This is a genomic window from Streptomyces sp. GQFP (genome assembly GCF_021545335.1).
Lineage (GTDB): Bacteria > Actinomycetota > Actinomycetes > Streptomycetales > Streptomycetaceae > Streptomyces.
In genome coordinates, this window is the sequence record NZ_CP089312.1 from 4,102,248 (window position 1) to 4,117,681 (window position 15,434).

Annotated in this window: 15 protein-coding genes and 2 pseudogenes; 4 read left to right on the forward strand and 13 right to left on the reverse strand. The window is 67.9% G+C overall.

Annotated features, from left to right (window positions below):
- Positions 1-17: 17 nt before the first annotated feature.
- Positions 18-1,478, reverse strand: a pseudogene (locus tag LUX31_RS18170) (reverse transcriptase domain-containing protein); the annotation flags it as partial.
- Positions 1,479-2,014: 536 nt separating this feature from the next.
- Positions 2,015-2,188: pseudogene (locus tag LUX31_RS18175) on the reverse strand (ATP-binding protein); the annotation flags it as partial.
- 112 nt (positions 2,189-2,300) lie between these two features.
- Here LUX31_RS18175 and LUX31_RS18180 point away from each other — a divergent pair.
- On the forward strand, positions 2,301-3,143 hold the full coding sequence (locus LUX31_RS18180) for a helix-turn-helix domain-containing protein (RefSeq protein ID WP_235475829.1): 843 nt from the start codon (positions 2,301-2,303) through the stop codon (positions 3,141-3,143).
- A complete protein-coding gene (locus LUX31_RS18185; protein ID WP_235475830.1) occupies positions 3,140-3,373 on the forward strand; it encodes a DUF397 domain-containing protein in 234 nt (77 codons plus the stop codon). The genes LUX31_RS18180 and LUX31_RS18185 overlap by 4 nt, the downstream gene beginning before the upstream one ends.
- A 10-nt stretch (positions 3,374-3,383) precedes the next feature.
- On the opposite strand, the gene LUX31_RS18190 is transcribed toward LUX31_RS18185, so the two are convergent.
- The 5 genes from LUX31_RS18190 to LUX31_RS18210 all read right to left on the reverse strand — a co-directional run bounded on the left by LUX31_RS18190 (position 3,384) and on the right by LUX31_RS18210 (position 6,262).
- Entirely contained in the window at positions 3,384-3,998 is a 615-nt protein-coding gene (locus LUX31_RS18190) for a pentapeptide repeat-containing protein (protein ID WP_235475831.1), read from the reverse strand.
- Positions 3,999-4,369: 371 nt separating this feature from the next.
- Positions 4,370-4,906: an RNA polymerase sigma factor gene (locus LUX31_RS18195; protein WP_235475832.1), complete on the reverse strand. Its 537-nt coding sequence runs from the start codon at positions 4,904-4,906 to the stop codon at positions 4,370-4,372.
- Positions 4,907-5,001: 95 nt separating this feature from the next.
- Complete coding sequence (locus tag LUX31_RS18200; RefSeq protein WP_235475833.1) at positions 5,002-5,274, reverse strand: hypothetical protein; 273 nt, start codon at positions 5,272-5,274, stop codon at positions 5,002-5,004.
- 266 nt (positions 5,275-5,540) lie between these two features.
- The gene (locus tag LUX31_RS18205) at positions 5,541-5,789 is read right to left on the reverse strand and encodes a hypothetical protein (protein ID WP_235475834.1); all 249 of its coding nucleotides are present in this window, start codon (positions 5,787-5,789) and stop codon (positions 5,541-5,543) included.
- Positions 5,790-5,905: 116 nt separating this feature from the next.
- Positions 5,906-6,262: a DUF805 domain-containing protein gene (locus LUX31_RS18210; protein ID WP_235475835.1), complete on the reverse strand. Its 357-nt coding sequence runs from the start codon at positions 6,260-6,262 to the stop codon at positions 5,906-5,908.
- A gap of 381 nt (positions 6,263-6,643) precedes the next feature.
- On the opposite strand from LUX31_RS18210, the gene LUX31_RS18215 reads away from it, so the two are divergent.
- Positions 6,644-7,435 carry a DUF4253 domain-containing protein gene (locus tag LUX31_RS18215; RefSeq protein ID WP_235475836.1) on the forward strand — a complete coding sequence of 264 codons (792 nt, stop codon included), beginning with the start codon at positions 6,644-6,646 and terminating at the stop codon, positions 7,433-7,435.
- Between the two features lie 108 nt (positions 7,436-7,543).
- Here LUX31_RS18215 and LUX31_RS18220 read toward each other — a convergent pair whose 3' ends face one another.
- On the reverse strand, positions 7,544-8,446 hold the full coding sequence (locus LUX31_RS18220; protein WP_235475837.1) for an SAM-dependent methyltransferase: 903 nt from the start codon (positions 8,444-8,446) through the stop codon (positions 7,544-7,546).
- Between the two features lie 273 nt (positions 8,447-8,719).
- On the opposite strand from LUX31_RS18220, the gene LUX31_RS18225 reads away from it, so the two are divergent.
- Positions 8,720-8,926, forward strand: a complete 207-nt coding sequence (locus LUX31_RS18225; protein ID WP_235475838.1) for a hypothetical protein — start codon at positions 8,720-8,722, stop codon at positions 8,924-8,926.
- Here the strand turns inward: LUX31_RS18225 and hemB are convergent.
- From hemB to LUX31_RS18250, 5 genes are all read right to left on the reverse strand, one after another.
- On the reverse strand, positions 8,893-9,882 hold the full coding sequence (gene hemB / locus LUX31_RS18230; RefSeq protein ID WP_235475839.1) for a porphobilinogen synthase: 990 nt from the start codon (positions 9,880-9,882) through the stop codon (positions 8,893-8,895). The two genes, LUX31_RS18225 and hemB, sit on opposite strands and share 34 nt — an antisense overlap.
- 287 nt (positions 9,883-10,169) lie before the next feature.
- Positions 10,170-11,879, reverse strand: coding sequence for a uroporphyrinogen-III synthase (locus tag LUX31_RS18235; RefSeq protein ID WP_235475840.1), 1,710 nt, complete (start codon positions 11,877-11,879; stop codon positions 10,170-10,172).
- Positions 11,876-12,856: a hydroxymethylbilane synthase gene (hemC, locus tag LUX31_RS18240; protein ID WP_235475841.1), complete on the reverse strand. Its 981-nt coding sequence runs from the start codon at positions 12,854-12,856 to the stop codon at positions 11,876-11,878. The genes LUX31_RS18235 and hemC overlap by 4 nt, the downstream gene beginning before the upstream one ends.
- Positions 12,853-14,607, reverse strand: coding sequence for a glutamyl-tRNA reductase (locus tag LUX31_RS18245; protein WP_235475842.1), 1,755 nt, complete (start codon positions 14,605-14,607; stop codon positions 12,853-12,855). The genes hemC and LUX31_RS18245 overlap by 4 nt, the downstream gene beginning before the upstream one ends.
- Positions 14,604-15,413: a redox-sensing transcriptional repressor Rex gene (locus LUX31_RS18250; protein WP_235475843.1), complete on the reverse strand. Its 810-nt coding sequence runs from the start codon at positions 15,411-15,413 to the stop codon at positions 14,604-14,606. The genes LUX31_RS18245 and LUX31_RS18250 overlap by 4 nt, the downstream gene beginning before the upstream one ends.
- Positions 15,414-15,434: the final 21 nt, after the last annotated feature.

Here is a 15,434-nt window from a genome sequence, read left to right on the forward strand (position 1 = left end):
GCGAGGCCCCTCAACCTGCGCGGTCCTTGGGGTGTCTTGATAGTCGTCTTGTAGCGGTTGGCCATCGAGGTCACCCTTGACCGGTGCTTGGCGGCCAGGGTCTTGAGCAGGGAGGTCAGCATGACCCCCTTGAGCCGGTCGAGTTTCCAGACGTCGCCGGCCAGCAGGTAGTACTGGACGATGCCCCGGTACTGGGCTCCGTAGAGACTGACGATGTCGAAGGGTGTGCATCCAGTCAGCGGGTCCAGGTGCGCGGGTTTGCCGCGCTTGAGGAACGGGGCGCATTTGGCCTTGATCACGTCCTTGGGCACGCGGAGCGACACCTTCCCGTTGATGGAGCGCATGCCGCGATTGACACGGCCGCCCCGGGAGACCTTGGCGTCGGCGTGCTGAACGGTGATGTCGTAGCCGAGGAAGCGGGCCGCCTGGGTGCGGCCGTGGGTGACCAGCGTCTTGCCCTGGTTGAGCTCCAGCTTGAGATCGTCACGCAGGAACGCGGCCAGGCGCTGTTTGACCGTCTCGGCTTCGGCCTTGGGACCGGTGAACCCGAGGAGGTGATCGTCCGCGTAGCGGATGTAGCGCAGCCGCCGGTAGCCGGGATCATGCGGATCACCGACCGGATGACGGCGCAACTCCTTGCGCCACTGGCGGACTTGAGCGGACTCGGTGTGCTCCTTTCTCTTGGCGAGCCGCTGCCGGGTGTTCCAGATCGCGTTTTCCAGCTTCTGGTACTCCGGATTCTTCCTCCGGGTGGTCCCTCGGGTGTATTCCGGGATGAGAACTGTTTCGACGAAGGTGTCCAGCCGGTCCATATAGATGTTGGACAGGAGTGGAGAGAGGACACCTCCCTGCGGGGAACCCGACAGGGTGGCGTGCCATTTCCAGTCCTCCAGGTATCCCGCCTTGAGCATCTGTTGGATGAGGCGGAGGAACCGGTTGTCGCGGATTTTCTCCGACAGGATGGCCAGCAGGACCTCATGGTCGAGCGAGCCGAAGCAGTCGGAGATGTCTCCCTCGATGAACCAGGTTGTCCCGGTCCATTTGTGTGCCACCTCGGACAGTGCCGTGTGGCAGCCCCGGCCGGGACGGAAACCGTGGGAGCGGCCGGAGAACCGCGGCTCATAATATGCCTCCAGCAGGAGACGCATTACTTCGCCGACAAGTTTGTCCGACCAGGACGGCAGGCCGAGGGGGCGCGTCTTTCCGTTGGATTTTGGAATGTGGACGCGCCGTACCGGACGGAAGCGGTAGCGCTCGTGGCGCATGGCTTCGGTGATGTGCCCGATCTTGGCTTCGGACATGCCGTCTGCGGTTTCCCCGCAGGCCCCGGGGGTCATCGCGCCATGGTTGGCGTAGACGCGCCCGTAGGCCAGCAGATACAGGTTCGGGTTGAACAGCTGTCGATACAGCTCATCGCACGGCAGGCCGCGCCTGCCGCGTTCACGCAGGACATCAAGTACCGCTTCGGCGCTCTGCATTACGCATACCTCCCAGCATCGTGATGTCCGAATCACCTGGCCCCCTTCGCCCTGTAGACGGCTTTCCCGTCCTCCTTGGCAGGTCGTTACTCCTGCGACTACTACGGGGCCTCCGTCACCTTGGGATTCGCATCCTTTAGGTGATCCCATGTTCGTCTCTGTTGTACGTGTCTAGCGCGACTTAGGCGCCCCACTCATCTCCTTGAATTCCCTCATTGGGAATCATTCCGCTATCCGAAGGGTGCGGTGGATACGCATTTACTCCACCGCAGGATGCGGCGCCGGTGGCAAGTGCAGGTTTCCGGCGGATGCGACACATTTCATCCTTTGGAGATTGGGGTTCAGGCAATCCAGCTTTCGCCATATCGCGCGGGCCCCCCAGCGCATCGCTTCCACACTTGAACACGATCGCTGGTTTCCTGACATGCTGCGGTCCCCTTCCCCTTTCGAGTCCAGGTAAGTCATCAGGCCCAAGAACCTCCCTTCAGTTCCTCCCGGCTCAACCGGGGATACAACAGAGCGCCTCATGGCGCACGCGCGTTAGTTGCCAGCTCACTCACGCACAGCAACACGTCGTCGCCCCGCTCGGTACCGGCGAGCCCCCAGTCGGCCAGGAACTCGTACGCCAACTTCCTGGCGGCGGGCACGGAACGACGTTCGCGCCGGAAGAACCTCTTGCGCAGCGGACAGGGTTGGGTCGTCTCATTCACGGGACGAGAGTTGCGCAGAGTGACTACCGTGGATCACCCCGTGAACCCGTACAGATTTTTTGTACGGGTTCATCCAGGGTCGGGGCCGGGCAGGCGTGGGGAGTTGGGGTACATGAGTCACGGAAACGGAAACCGCTCGCGGAACTCGCGGAAGAAGAACTACTCGGCGATGAGGATGCTGGGCAAGCAGTTGCAGGCGGCCCGGAAGGCGGCGGGCTACACGCAACGCACCCTGGCCGAGGCACTCCTGCTCGACGAGGAGACGATCGCCTCGATCGAACAGGGCCGCCGCGCTCTGATGTACGACCTGGCGGAGCAGATCGACCAACTCCTCGACCTGAAGGGGATGTTGGTGGCCGGAGTCGAAGAGCTCCCGGAGATCGACCAGTTCCCGCTGTTCGCGGAGGAGTACATGGACCACGAGCGCGAGGCCATCTCCCTGTCCTGGTACGACAACGCGGTCCTGCCGGGCCTGCTCCAGACCGAGGCGTACGCGTACGCGGTGATGAGCGAGCACGTACCGGCGTACGACGAGGACAACCTCCAGGCCATGACAGCGGGCCGCATCAAGCGCCAGGAGATCCTCCAGCGCAAGTGTCCGCCGACGATGAGCTTCGTCGTCTGGGAGCCGGTACTGCACATCGGCGTGGGTGGCCCGGAGATCCGCCACGACCAGCTCCTCCGCCTGCGCGAATGCGCCGAACTCCCGGGCCTGGCACTGCAGTTCCTGCCGACGGACTCACTCTCGCACGCCGGTCTCGCCGGCCCCTTCACGCTCCTGGAGACACCCGACCACCAGCACGTCGCCTACACCGAGAGCCAGCGCGGCAGCCAGTGGGTTTCCGACCCGGATGAGGTGTCCATCCTGGCCCGTAAATATGCAATGCTGCGGTCACAGGCCCTGTCACCACGGGAGTCCAGGGGCCTGCTCGACCGCCTGCTAGGAGATGTATGAGCACCGCACTTGAGTGGTTCAAGTCGAGCTACAGCAGCGACGAGGGCGGCGCGTGCCTCGAAGTCGCGTACACCTGGCGGAAGTCCAGCTACAGCAGTGACCAGGGCGGCCAGTGCGTGGAGGTCGCCGCCTGCCCCCACTCCATCCACGTCCGCGACTCCAAGAACCCGAACGGGCCGACCTTCCAGGTCAACTCGGGTGCCTGGAAGGCCTTCGCGGGCTCGGTGTGACTGGCGGCGGCTACAAGCGTACGTCGCTGCTGTCACGGTCCGTGCCTCCCGAATGCGGCTCGACGACATAGACGCCTGAGTTCGGCGAGGTCTCCTGGGACCTCCTCCGCATCGCCTCGATGTCGGTATCGGGCGGCCACCGGGTGTTCTCCGACCACTGGATACCTGACAGGTTGACGTTCGTGAGGTCGGCGTCGGTCAGATCGGCGTCGGTGAAGTCGTTCAGAGCACCGTCCAGGATGGCGGCGGCGAGGCCTTCTGCGTAGTTCAGGTTGAGGTTGTAACTCGCTAGGCCCGTACAGGCACTGGCGAGGGCGCGGGTGTGGTCGCGGTCGAGGTCGCGGGCGAGGGCGTGGTCAACGACGAGGCTGTGGTCGAGGGCGAGGGCGCGGGCGAGGTCGCCGGCGAGGTCGCGGGCGCGGTCGAGGGCGAAGTCGCCGGCGAAGAGGAGGGCGCGGGCGTGGGCGAGAACGAGGGCGTGGGCGCGAGCGGGGGCGAGGGCGCGGGCGAGGTCGCGGGCGAGGCCGAGGTCACTGACAAGATCGAGGGCGCGGCCGCGAAGGCGAACGGGGTAGAAGTCCCAGTCGGGGCGCCGGGGATCGAGCATCTCCCGGGCAATGTCCACGGTCCGCACAAGAAGCTCGCTGACAACACAGCTGACAACACAGCCAACAACAGGCTCCTTGCGCGCAGCCAGCCACGTCCTCGCATCGACACCTCGGACAGCCGCAGCCGCAGCCGCAGCCGCATCAGTCCGTCCCCCTCCATTGTCTTCCCCGGAGGAAACCCCAGCCCCCGAAGTCCCCCCACTCCCCGACCCCAGAACCGCCGCAAGCCCCCCCTCGACATCCAGCCCACGCACCAGATCCCCCTGGTCAGCGAGCCTCCGCGCCTCCCGCAACCCACTGTCCGCGTCGAGGAAGCGTGCCAGCCCTGAGAGCAGGTCGCCGTACTGATCGTCCTGATCGTCGAACGGCTCATCAGCCGCTTCGTCGTTCATGCCTCCCCCTCCCCGATCTCCCCGTTCTCATCGCCCTCGCCCCTCCGAAGCTCAGCACCAACAGCAACCCGAGCCTTCCGCAGACTCGAACGCACCGCCGGGCCTTCAATACCCAAGAGGCCCGCGATCTCCGCAGGCGTCCAGCCATCCAGAAAGAGCGCGAAGACCTGCCGCTGCCGCCCCGGAAGCCCCCTCACCACCCGCACGATCTCCTGCTCCTGAGCCCAGGCCTCGGCCTCCTCGGGACAGGGCAGCAGCGGAGTCGGTTCGGAGATCTCGGCGACGGGAGCCTCGACCACGCGCATGACGTGCCGCAGGTACTCCCGATAGGCGACCTTGTAGGCCCACGCCTTGTGGCACTCGATCTCCGGCCACTTCCGATACGCCTTGATCATCGTGTCCTGCACGATGTCGGCGGCCAGGTCCATCGAGGCCCCCTGGTGCACGATGTAGGCGACCAGCCTCGCGACGAACTCACGGTAGAAGCAGCTGAACGCCTCCGCGTACTGCTCCGGCCGCGCACCCACCAGCACCGGTTCGGGCCCCTCCGGAGCAGCTCCACCTCCCACCGGCACCGGAACAAGAGGGAACGGATCGTCATCGTCAGCCGGCGGCTCCAACCCCGTCGTCACGCCGCCGGCCTCCCTGTCTGACCGCCCGCGTCACCGTCACCGTCGCCACCCTCGCGCCCGATCACCAACTGCACCTCGCTGCCGTCCCCCCGCACCTCGACCAACCGGCATCCAGGAGGCAACACCCTTGCCAGTAGAGCGAGTTGATGCCGACGCTCCTTCTCCTGTCGCGCCTGCCACCGTAGCCCCACCTCCTGCCGGACCACGGCAACGACGTGAACTCCCAGGCCGACAAGCGCCGTCAGCACCGACCCCGTGACCGGATCCATGCGCCGCTCCTCCCCACCGTGGGCCGCGCCGATCGCCAACCCCTGTGCCTCCAAGAGCCGACGGAAGCGCCCAGCGTGAACCGTGCCCGGGTAAATACCGCGAACTCAGCGGGACATCTCAGAAAAACGCGAAGGCCACCCGAACGAAACCGGGCGGCCCGGATGGCCCGGATGGCCCGGATGGCCGGCGCCTCGAAGTCGCGTACACCTGGCGGAAGTCCAGCCACAGCAACGACGAGGGCAGCGCGTGCTACGCCGCCCGCTGATCACCGCCCCCCAATGGCCCCGCTCCGCACATACGCGACGGGCCCTCCGGATTCCGAGTCGAGGCGCCTGCCCAGCAGGCGCCGCGCCTCGGCCGCACCGGGTACGTCCGTGCGTACGACCTGCACGGGCGTGACCAGGTCGCTGGTGAACCCGGCCAGTCGAGCCGAGAAGCGATAGCGGCCCGTGCCGTCCGGCTCGGCGCCCCGGAACCCGGTGAGCACCGCGACGACGTACGGCCCGACGGTCACGGCCTGCACAAGGTTTCCAAGGGTGCCCGGGAAGCGCGAAGACCGCCCGGAGGAATCCCGGGCGGCCAGGGCGCAGGGGCACGAAGGCATGGGGACAATGCCCTCGGTGCGAACGATCAGGCGAACGCGGGGACGGCCTTCGGGCTGTGGCCGTACTTGTTCTCCCCCGCCTCACCGTCGAGGCAGGTGAAGACCAGCAGCGTGATCGAGCCGACGAGCGGGACGAACCCGAACAGCAGCCACCAGGCCGAGCGGCCCGTGTCGTGCAGTCGGCGCACGCAGACAGCCAGGCTGGGCACCAGAAGGCCCAGGCTGAACACCGCGCTGAGGATCGGGAAGCCGATGAAGGAGTCGACGATCGTCAGCGCGATGCTGATGATCACGCTGAACAGCACGAACATCCAGTATTCCTTGCGCCGCGCACGGCCGCTGAACACCGCGTACTTCTTGAGCACATCGAGGAAGTAGTTCATGGGATCCCCCCAGGGAACGTTGTGGGCCCTACCGAGCGGATCAGGCCAGGGGGAGAAGCTACGGAGACTGTCGGGAACTCGTCAATCCGGTTGGTCGTTGCAGCTCACGGGTAGCAATCCACCCTCCATACAGGGCAGATGACGATCCACCACCGTCGATTCCAGGACAGACCACCGCAAGATCATCGACGGTGTACCGAACCATGGCCGTTCCATTGCCGGTTCTACGCGAGTTCTACTCCTGTCCGACGCCTGTCCGACGCCAGTCCGACGCAACATCGAGGCCGCGCCGACACCGGAATGATCTCGAACCGTTGCCCTCCGCCCACCCAACAGGCCTGCTCAGGCCCGTTGTCAGTGGCAGGCCCTACAGTCACCGACATGGCGACACTTCCCAATCCGCTGCCCCACCTCGCGGCCGACCCGACCGGCGGCACGCTCGGCCTCGCGCTCCCCGCCGGAAGCCTGATCGACACGACGGACGAGGGCCCGTGGCACGAGCCCCTCCTCTGGCACGCCGACGCGCCCTCCGCCCCCGGCGACTGGGCCGCACACCACGACGCGTACCGGGCGGCCGGCCTCGTCCCTGTGGTCATAGAGGTGGGCGGCGGCCAGGGCGGGCCGCAGGACTGGGAGTTGATGCCCGCCGACACCTCGTACCCCGGGGATTACGACGCCGAAGAGGTCCTCACCGAGTTCTGGGAGGAGTACGCGGCACAGGACGAGGCCTGGCCCGGCCTGGCCCCCGCCACCGAAGCCGGGCAGGCCGACGCGGACGAACTGGCCGCCCAGCTCGCCGACGCGCTCCTGGCCGCCGGTTCCGCCTTCAAGGAACCACGCCTGGCCCTCGTCCCGGCCCGCCGCTCGGCCGACGTCCCCGCCGCCATAGGCTGGTCCGGCCCCGCGAACTACGAGAGCGACACGGCCCGCCTCTGCGCGGTACTGCGCTCCTGGGAGGACCGCTTCGGCATACGGGTCCTAGCGCTCACCTTCAACCAGCTGACACTGTCCGTGGCGGCCCCGCCCACCACCCTCACCGAGGCGGAGGCGGTGGCCGCCGAACACTTCGCGTTCTGCCCGGACAACATCACCCAGGGCCCCCACAACACCCTGAGCGCATACGCCGAACAGGAGCTCCTAAACGCCCAGACCTGGTCCTTCTGGTGGGACTAGCAGAACTTCTGAACGCGGGCCAGGAACAGCGCCCCGAAAGGGGCGCGGGGAACTGCGCGACCAGCCCCCACCGGGCCCGCGCCCGACAAACCACGCCCCCGGACCGAATCAGCCCTTACGCCCACTGGCCCCGTAAACATTGATGTCCGCGTCCGTAACATCATTGATGTCCCGATAACGAACCTTCTCAATGTCGTCGAGCGAGTCGAAGTACGAGGCCTCGACCTGCTCCGGAACCGGCGCGTTGCCGTCGGGCCGCCACCGATGGGCGGGAACGACACCCGGCTCGTCAAGGGCGAGCCCGTTCTCCTCGAAGAAGCGCTCCACCTCCGCCTGGGACCGCAGCACGAAGGTGAACCCACGCTCGGTGTACGTCCGCTGCACCGCGCGGATGTTCTCGGGGTTCAGATCCTCGGTGAGGTGACTGAGCACGAGCCGGCTCCCCGACGGCAACGCGTCGACCAGCTCGCGCACGATGTCGTACGCCTCCGGCTCCGCCACGAAGTGCAGGATCGCCGCGAGGACGAGCGCGATCGGCTGATCGAAGTCGAGGGTCTTGCGGGCCTGTTCGAGGATCTGGGCCGGGTCGTTGAAGTCGGCGTCGATGTAGTCCGTACGCCCTTCGGGCCCGCTGGTGAGCAGGGCACGCGCATGCGCGAGGACGATCGGGTCGTTGTCGACGTACACGACCCGGGCGTCCGGGTAGATGCGCTGCGCGATCTGGTGGACGTTGTCCTGCGTGGGCAGGCCGGTACCGATGTCGAGGAACTGCCGGATGCCGTCGTCCGCCGCCAGCGTGGTCACCGCGCGGCGCATGAAGTCGCGGTTGTGCCGCACGTCCAGGTACCCGCGCGGATTGGCGGCGAGCGCCGCGGCCGCCGCGTCGCGGTCGGCCGGGTAGTTGTCCTTGCCGCCGAGGAAGACGTCGTACACGCGAGCCGGATGGGCCTTGGTGGTGTCGATCCTCCTTCTCAGCTCGGCGGGGTCCTGACTGAGAGCATCGCCGCTCATGAGGCCTCTTCTGGGGAGCAGTAACTTCAACGAACAACAACCTAGCCGCCGACCGGAGTTGATGTTCGAGAATCGAAAACCGAACGCGGACCGTCCCGGACCGTCCCCGAACGGGACGGCGTCTGCGCAGGTCCCCGAGGTGATGGGTCGACGGGCGTCCCGGATTCCCCGAGAAACATGGCGCCGGGACGACTCACGGCACAAGCTGATGCCGGCCGAGCAACAAACACCGGCCACCACCCCCTCCCCCCTCCCTCCGGAAAGGGCACCCCCATGTCCGTACGCACCTCCCGTACGCGTCTGTTCGCCGCCACGGCGATCGCGCTCGTCGCGCTCACCACCCTGACGGCGTGCGAGGACGGCAAGGGCGTACGGGACGAGGGCCCGTCGACAACGTCGGCGCACCACGAAGGCGAACCCGGCGAACCCGGCGAGCCCCCGACGGCTCACAACATACGAGCAGCCTCGGTGGCCCAGTAGGTGAGGATGTTCTGCGCGCCGGCCCGCTTGATGCCGGTGAGGGTCTCCAGGATGGCCCGCTCGCGGTCGACCCAGCCCTTCTCGGCGGCGGCCTCGATCATCGAGTACTCGCCGGAGATCTGATAGGCGGCGACGGGCACGTCCACGGCGTCGGCGACCCGGGCGAGGATGTCGAGGTAGGGACCCGCCGGCTTGACCATCACCAAGTCGGCCCCCTCCTCCAGGTCGAGCGCCAGCTCCCGCAGCGACTCCCTGACATTGGCGGGGTCCTGCTGATACGTCTTCCGGTCCCCCTTCAGCGAGGAACCGACGGCTTCCCGGAAGGGCCCGTAGAAGGCGGAGGAGTACTTGGCGGTGTAGGCGAGGATGGCGACGTCCTCGCGCCCGATCTGGTCAAGGGCGTCACGGACGACCCCGATCTGCCCGTCCATCATCCCGCTGGGCCCGACCACATGAGCACCGGCATCGGCCTGCACCTGGGCCATCTCGGCGTACCGCTCAAGGGTGGCGTCGTTGTCGACACGCCCCTCGGCATCGAGCACCCCGCAGTGCCCATGATCGGTGGTCTCGTCGAGACACAGATCGGACATCACAAGCAACTCATCGCCGACCTCGGCACGCACATCCCGGATGGCGACCTGGAGAATCCCGTCCGGATCGGTACCGGGAGTCCCGAGGGCGTCCTTCTTCCCCTCCTCCGGCACCCCGAAGAGCATGATCCCGGAGACCCCGGCCGCAACGGCCTCCGCGGCGGCCTTCTTCAGACTGTCCCGGGTGTGCTGCACAACACCGGGCATGGCGGAGATCGGCACAGGCTCACTGACACCCTCCCGCACGAAGGCGGGGAGGATGAAGTCGGCGGGGTGCAGTCGGGTCTCGGCGACCATGCGGCGCATGACGGGCGAGGTACGCAGCCGCCGGGGCCGCGTACCGGGAAAGGATCCGTACTTCGACATACCCACCACGCTACGCCCGCCCCACACCCCCCTTTGCCGACGCGACGTCGGACCTGATCCGCCCCCGCCGCCCCTACCCGTCCCATCCTCGGGGGCTCCGCCCCCGAACCCCCGCTCCTCAAACGCCGGAGGGGCTGACATATCAGCCCGTCCGGCGTTTGAGGACGAGCGCGTTCAGCGCGATAGGGGGGTCTGGGGGCGCAGCCCCCAGGGATGGGAACGGGTAAGGGCGGCGGGGGCGAAAAACTACCGCCCCCACCGCCCCACCCCAACCAGCTCAGCTCAGCTCACTGAGTAGTACGACGCCTCCGCGCCCCCGGCCGCCGCTCACTCGGCCGAGTAACAGGATCCCCCGCATCAACCGCAGCAGCCCGCCGACGCAACCCAAAGTCCGCCAACGCCTCAGCCAACTTGTGCACGGACGGCTCCGGAGCCATGACATCGACCCGCAGCCCATGCTCCTCAGCGGTCTTCGCCGTGGCAGGCCCAATACACGCGATCACCGTCACGTTATGAGGCTTACCGGCGATACCCACCAGATTCCGCACAGTCGAAGACGACGTGAAGAGAACGGCATCGAAGCCACCCCCCTTGATCGCCTCCCGGGTCTCCTGAGGCGGCGGCGAAGCACGCACAGTCCGGTAAGCCGTAACGTCATCAACCTCCCACCCCAGCTCGATCAGCCCCGCCACCAACGTCTCGGTGGCGATATCGGCCCGAGGCAGAAAAACACGGTCGATCGGATCGAAAACCGGATCATAGGGAGGCCAGTCGTCCAGCAACCCAGCAGCGGACTGCTCCCCACTGGGCACCAGATCAGGCTTCACCCCAAAGGCAACCAACGCCTTGGCGGTCTGCTCACCCACAGCAGCAACCTTGATCCCGGCAAAAGCACGAGCATCAAGCCCGTACTCCTCGAACTTCTCCCGAACAGCCTTCACCGCATTGACCGAAGTGAAAGCGATCCACTCGTACCGCCCCGTCACGAGCCCCTTGACGGCCCGCTCCATCTGCTGAGGCGTCCGAGGCGGCTCGACAGCGATGGTCGGCACCTCGTGCGGCACAGCGCCGTACGACCGCAACTGGTCGGAGAGCGTCGCCGACTGCTCCTTCGTACGCGGCACCAGAACCCGCCACCCGAACAGCGGCTTGTTCTCGAACCACGACAACTGCTCACGCTGAGCAGCGGCGGACCGCTCGCCGACCACGGCTATCACCGGCCGGCCCCCATCCGGGGACGGCAGCACCTTGCCCTGCTTGAACGTCTGGGCGATGGTCCCCAGAGTCGCGGACCAGGTCCGCTGCCGAGTAGTAGTACCGGCCACGGTCACAGTCAACGGCGTATCAGGCTTACGCCCAGCCGCGACCAGCTCACCGGCCGCCGAAGCAACCGAGTCCAAAGTCGTCGAGACGACAACGGTCCCGTCGGACGCCCCGACCTCGGTCCAGCACCGGTCGGAAGCGGTCCGGGCGTCCACGAACCGGACGTCCGCGCCCTGCGCGTCCCGCAGCGGAACACCCGCGTACGCGGGCACGCCCACGGCGGCCGCGACACCCGGGACCACCTCGAACGGAACTCCCGCGCGGGCGCACGCGAGCATCTCCTCGGCGGCGTACGCGTCGAGCCCGGGATCCCCGGACACCGCACGCACGACCCGCCTGCCGCCCCGCGCGGCCTCCATGACAAGATGTGCGGCATCCCGCACAGCGGGTACACCAGCGGTCGTTGACGCGCCGTCAACAACCGCTAGTTGAGGCGTGCCTGTGCCTGGATACGTGCTGCCAATAGGCGTGTCCAATTCGGTGTTGAGTACGGCGACGCCTTGTCTGGTGTGCGCGCGTACGACGTCGAGCACCTCGTGCTCGGCGACCAGTACGTCCGCGTTCGCCAGCGCCTCGACGGCGCGCAGGGTCAGCAGTCCCGGATCCCCGGGTCCGGCACCAAGAAAGGTGACGTGCCCGTGGTCCGGACCGGCGGGAAGGGTGGTGGGGCTCACTGTGCTCGCTCCCCCATCAGACCGGCCGCGCCCTTGGCAAGCATCTCGGCTGCGAGTTCACGGCCGAGCGCCATTGCTTGGTCGTACGTCTCGGGCACGGGACCGGTGGTGGACAGCTGCACCAACGTCGAGCCGTCGGTCGTGCCGACGACGCCACGCAGGCGCATCTCCTTGACAATCTGCCCGTCGGCCAGCAGGTCGGCCAGCGCGCCCACAGGGGCGCTGCAACCGGCCTCCAGGGCGGCGAGCAGTGACCGTTCGGCGGTCACGGCGGCCCGAGTGTACGGGTCGTCGAGCTCGCCGAGTGCCGCGATCAGGTCGGAGTCGTGGGAGGTGTTCCCCGCTCTGCACTCGATCGCCAGGGCCCCTTGGCCAGGGGCAGGCAGAACCATGTCGACCGACAGGAAGTCGGTCACTTCGTCGGCGCGCCCGATGCGGTTGAGCCCGGCCGCGGCCAGGACGACGGCATCCAGCTCACCACTTCTCACGAACCCGATCCGGGTGTCGACGTTCCCCCGGACCGGTACGACCTCGACGCTCAGCCCATGGGCACGCGCGTACGCGTTCAGCTGGGCCGTGCGCCGAGTCGAACCCGTCCCGATCCGCGCACCGCGCGGCAGGTCGGTAAATTTCAGCTCCTCGCGCGCCACCAGTACGTCACGCGGATCCTCGCGCTCCGGTACGGCAGCCAGCACCAGGTCGTCGGGCTGCTCGGTCGGCAGGTCCTTCAGCGAGTGCACCGCGAAGTCGACCTCACCCCGCAGCAGCGCGTCCCGCAGGGCGGTCACGAAGACGCCGGTGCCGCCGATCTGGGCGAGGTCCTCGCGGGACACGTCGCCGTACGTCGTGATCTCGACGAGCTCGACGGGGCGTCCGGTCAGCCGGTGCACGGCGTCCGCGACCTGCCCGGACTGGGCCAGGGCGAGTTGACTTCGCCTGGTCCCCAGTCTCAGCGCCCCTTGTACTGGCTCACTCATGCTCGCCCTCGGTTCTCGGCGTCTGTCTCGGTATTCTCGTCCGCCCGGGACACGGAGGCGACCGTCTCCTGGTCGAGGTCGAACAGGGTGCGCAGCGCGTCCGCGTACCCGGCGCCGCCGGGCTCGGCCGCGAGCTGCTTGACCCGTACGGTCGGCGCGTGCAGCAGTTTGTCGACCACACGCTTCACGGTCTGGGTGATCTCGGCCCGGTGCTTCTCGTCGAGCCCGGGCAGCCGCCCGTCGAGCCGGGCGATCTCACCGGCGACGACATCGGCGGCCATGGCGCGCAGCGCGACGACGGTGGGCGTGATGTGCGCGGCCCGCTGGGCCGCGCCGAAGGCCGCGACCTCGTCGGCGACGATCCGCCGGACCTGGTCGACGTCGGCCGCCATCGGCGCGTCGGCGGAGGCCTCGGCCAGCGACTCGATGTCCACGAGCCGCACCCCGGCCAGCCGGTGCACGGCGGCGTCGATGTCGCGAGGCATGGCGAGGTCGAGGAGGAACAGCACGGGAGCGGGCAGCGGCACACCGGCCACGATCTCGGGCCGCCGCCGCTCGGGAATCCGCCCGACGGTCGCCGCGGTGCGCGCGAGCGCGGCGATCAGCTCACGGTCGTCGTCGGGCGTACGACGAGCGGCGTCCCGCCGGTCGACGGTCCCGTTGTCCACCCAGGCCGCGTGCTGCTCCAGCGTCGCGGCGTCCATCCCGGCGACGGCGGCCTCACCCATCACCGAGAACCCGGCCGACTCCTGCACGGCCTGCCCGGCCTGCGCGGCGGACAGATCGAGCGGGCACCCGTCGTCGGTGCCGATGCTGGTGGGCGGCAGCGCCGTCCGTACGTCACTCGTCATGGTCGTACGAGGGGACAGTCCGGCCTCGTCGTCCGCCGGCACCCGGCCCTCGACGGCCGCCGCGATGGTCTCGGCGCCGAGGACGACCCCCGTCGCGCCGGTACAGGAAACGGCTATATCGGCACGTGTCAGCTCGAACGGCACCGACTCCATCGGAACCGCGCGGGCGAACACCTCCCCGTGTTCGCCGCTGTTCTCGTTGATGATCTCGGCGAGCCGCTCGGCACGCTCTGAAGTCCGGTTGGCGACGACGATCTCGGCGACCCCGAGCCGCGCGAGCGTGGCGGCGGCCAGGGAGGACATGGACCCGGCCCCGATGACCAGGGCCTTCTTGCCCAGGGCCCAGGACTCCACCGAGACCCCGGCGCCCCGCACACCGGCCAGCTGCTGGAGCCCGAAGGTGACCAGGGACTGTCCGGCGCGGTCGATCCCGGTCTCGGAGTGGGCGCGCTTGCCGACGCGCAGGCCCTGCTGGAACAGGTCGTTCAGCAGCCGCCCGGCGGAGTGCAGCTCCTGCGCGAGCGCGAGCGAGTCCTTGATCTGCCCGATGACCTGGCCCTCGCCGACGACCATGGAGTCGAGCCCACAGGCGACGGAGAACAGGTGGTGGACGGCCCGGTCCTCGTAGTGCACGTACAGATACGGGGTGAGTTCGTCCAAGCCCACCCCGCTGTGCTGGGCGAGCAGCGTGGACAGCTCGGCGACACCCGCGTGGAACTTGTCCACGTCCGCGTACAGCTCGATGCGGTTGCAGGTGGCGAGCACCGCGGCCTCGGCGGCCGGCTCGGCGGCGACGGTGTCCTGAAGCAACTTGATCTGCGCGTCCTGGGACAGCGCGGCGCGCTCCAGAACGCTCACAGGAGCGCTGCGGTGACTCAGCCCGACGACGAGAAGACTCATGCCGGCATCACGGCGGGAACGTCCCCGTCAGTCCCTTTGCCACGACCGCTGCCGTCACCGCTGTCTCCGTCGCTGCCGGCCTGGCCCTTGGCCGCGACGACCGCCGGAGCGGAGTCGGCGGCAGCGGCGAGGGCATCGGCTTCCTCACCGGCCTTGCGCTGCTCGTGGAAAGCCAGGATCTGCAGCTCGATCGAGAGATCGACCTTGCGTACGTCGACACCGTCCGGAACGGTCAGCACGGTGGGCGCGAAGTTCAGAATGGACGTGACCCCGGCGGCGACAAGCCGATCACACACGGGCTGAGCGGCACCGGCGGGGGTGGCGATAACGCCAATGGACACGCCGTTGTCCGCGATGATCCTTTCCAGATCATCCGAGTGCTGCACCGGAATACCCGCGACGGGCTTTCCCGCCATCGCGGGATCGGCGTCGATCAACGCGGCCACCCGGAATCCACGGGAGGCGAAGCCGCCGTAGTTCGCGAGGGCGGCGCCGAGATTACCGATACCGACGATCACTACCGGCCAGTCCTGGGTCAGCCCCAGCTCACGCGAGATCTGATAGACGAGATACTCGACGTCGTACCCCACACCACGCGTCCCATAGGAGCCGAGGTAGGAGAAGTCCTTGCGCAGCTTCGCGGAGTTCACGCCCGCGGCGGCGGCCAGTTCCTCGGAGGAGACCGTGGGTACCGAGCGCTCCGACAGCCCGGTCAGGGCACGCAGATACAGCGGAAGCCTGGCGACGGTGGCCTCGGGAATCCCTCGGCTGCGGGTCGCCGGTCGGTGAGTTCGGCCAGTTGCCACGGTGCTCCTGCGGGTAGCGCG

Coding starts and splice junctions, on each gene's coding strand:
- LUX31_RS18180 (WP_235475829.1), top strand. CDS start 2,301: ATGAGTCACGGAAACGGAAACCGCTCGCGGAACTCGCGGAAGAAGAAC.
- LUX31_RS18185 (WP_235475830.1), top strand. CDS start 3,140: ATGAGCACCGCACTTGAGTGGTTCAAGTCGAGCTACAGCAGCGACGAG.
- LUX31_RS18200 (WP_235475833.1), bottom strand. CDS start 5,274: ATGGATCCGGTCACGGGGTCGGTGCTGACGGCGCTTGTCGGCCTGGGA.
- LUX31_RS18210 (WP_235475835.1), bottom strand. CDS start 6,262: ATGAACTACTTCCTCGATGTGCTCAAGAAGTACGCGGTGTTCAGCGGC.
- LUX31_RS18215 (WP_235475836.1), top strand. CDS start 6,644: ATGGCGACACTTCCCAATCCGCTGCCCCACCTCGCGGCCGACCCGACC.
- LUX31_RS18220 (WP_235475837.1), bottom strand. CDS start 8,446: ATGAGCGGCGATGCTCTCAGTCAGGACCCCGCCGAGCTGAGAAGGAGG.
- LUX31_RS18225 (WP_235475838.1), top strand. CDS start 8,720: ATGTCCGTACGCACCTCCCGTACGCGTCTGTTCGCCGCCACGGCGATC.
- hemB (WP_235475839.1), bottom strand. CDS start 9,882: ATGTCGAAGTACGGATCCTTTCCCGGTACGCGGCCCCGGCGGCTGCGT.
- hemC (WP_235475841.1), bottom strand. CDS start 12,856: ATGAGTGAGCCAGTACAAGGGGCGCTGAGACTGGGGACCAGGCGAAGT.
- LUX31_RS18245 (WP_235475842.1), bottom strand. CDS start 14,607: ATGAGTCTTCTCGTCGTCGGGCTGAGTCACCGCAGCGCTCCTGTGAGC.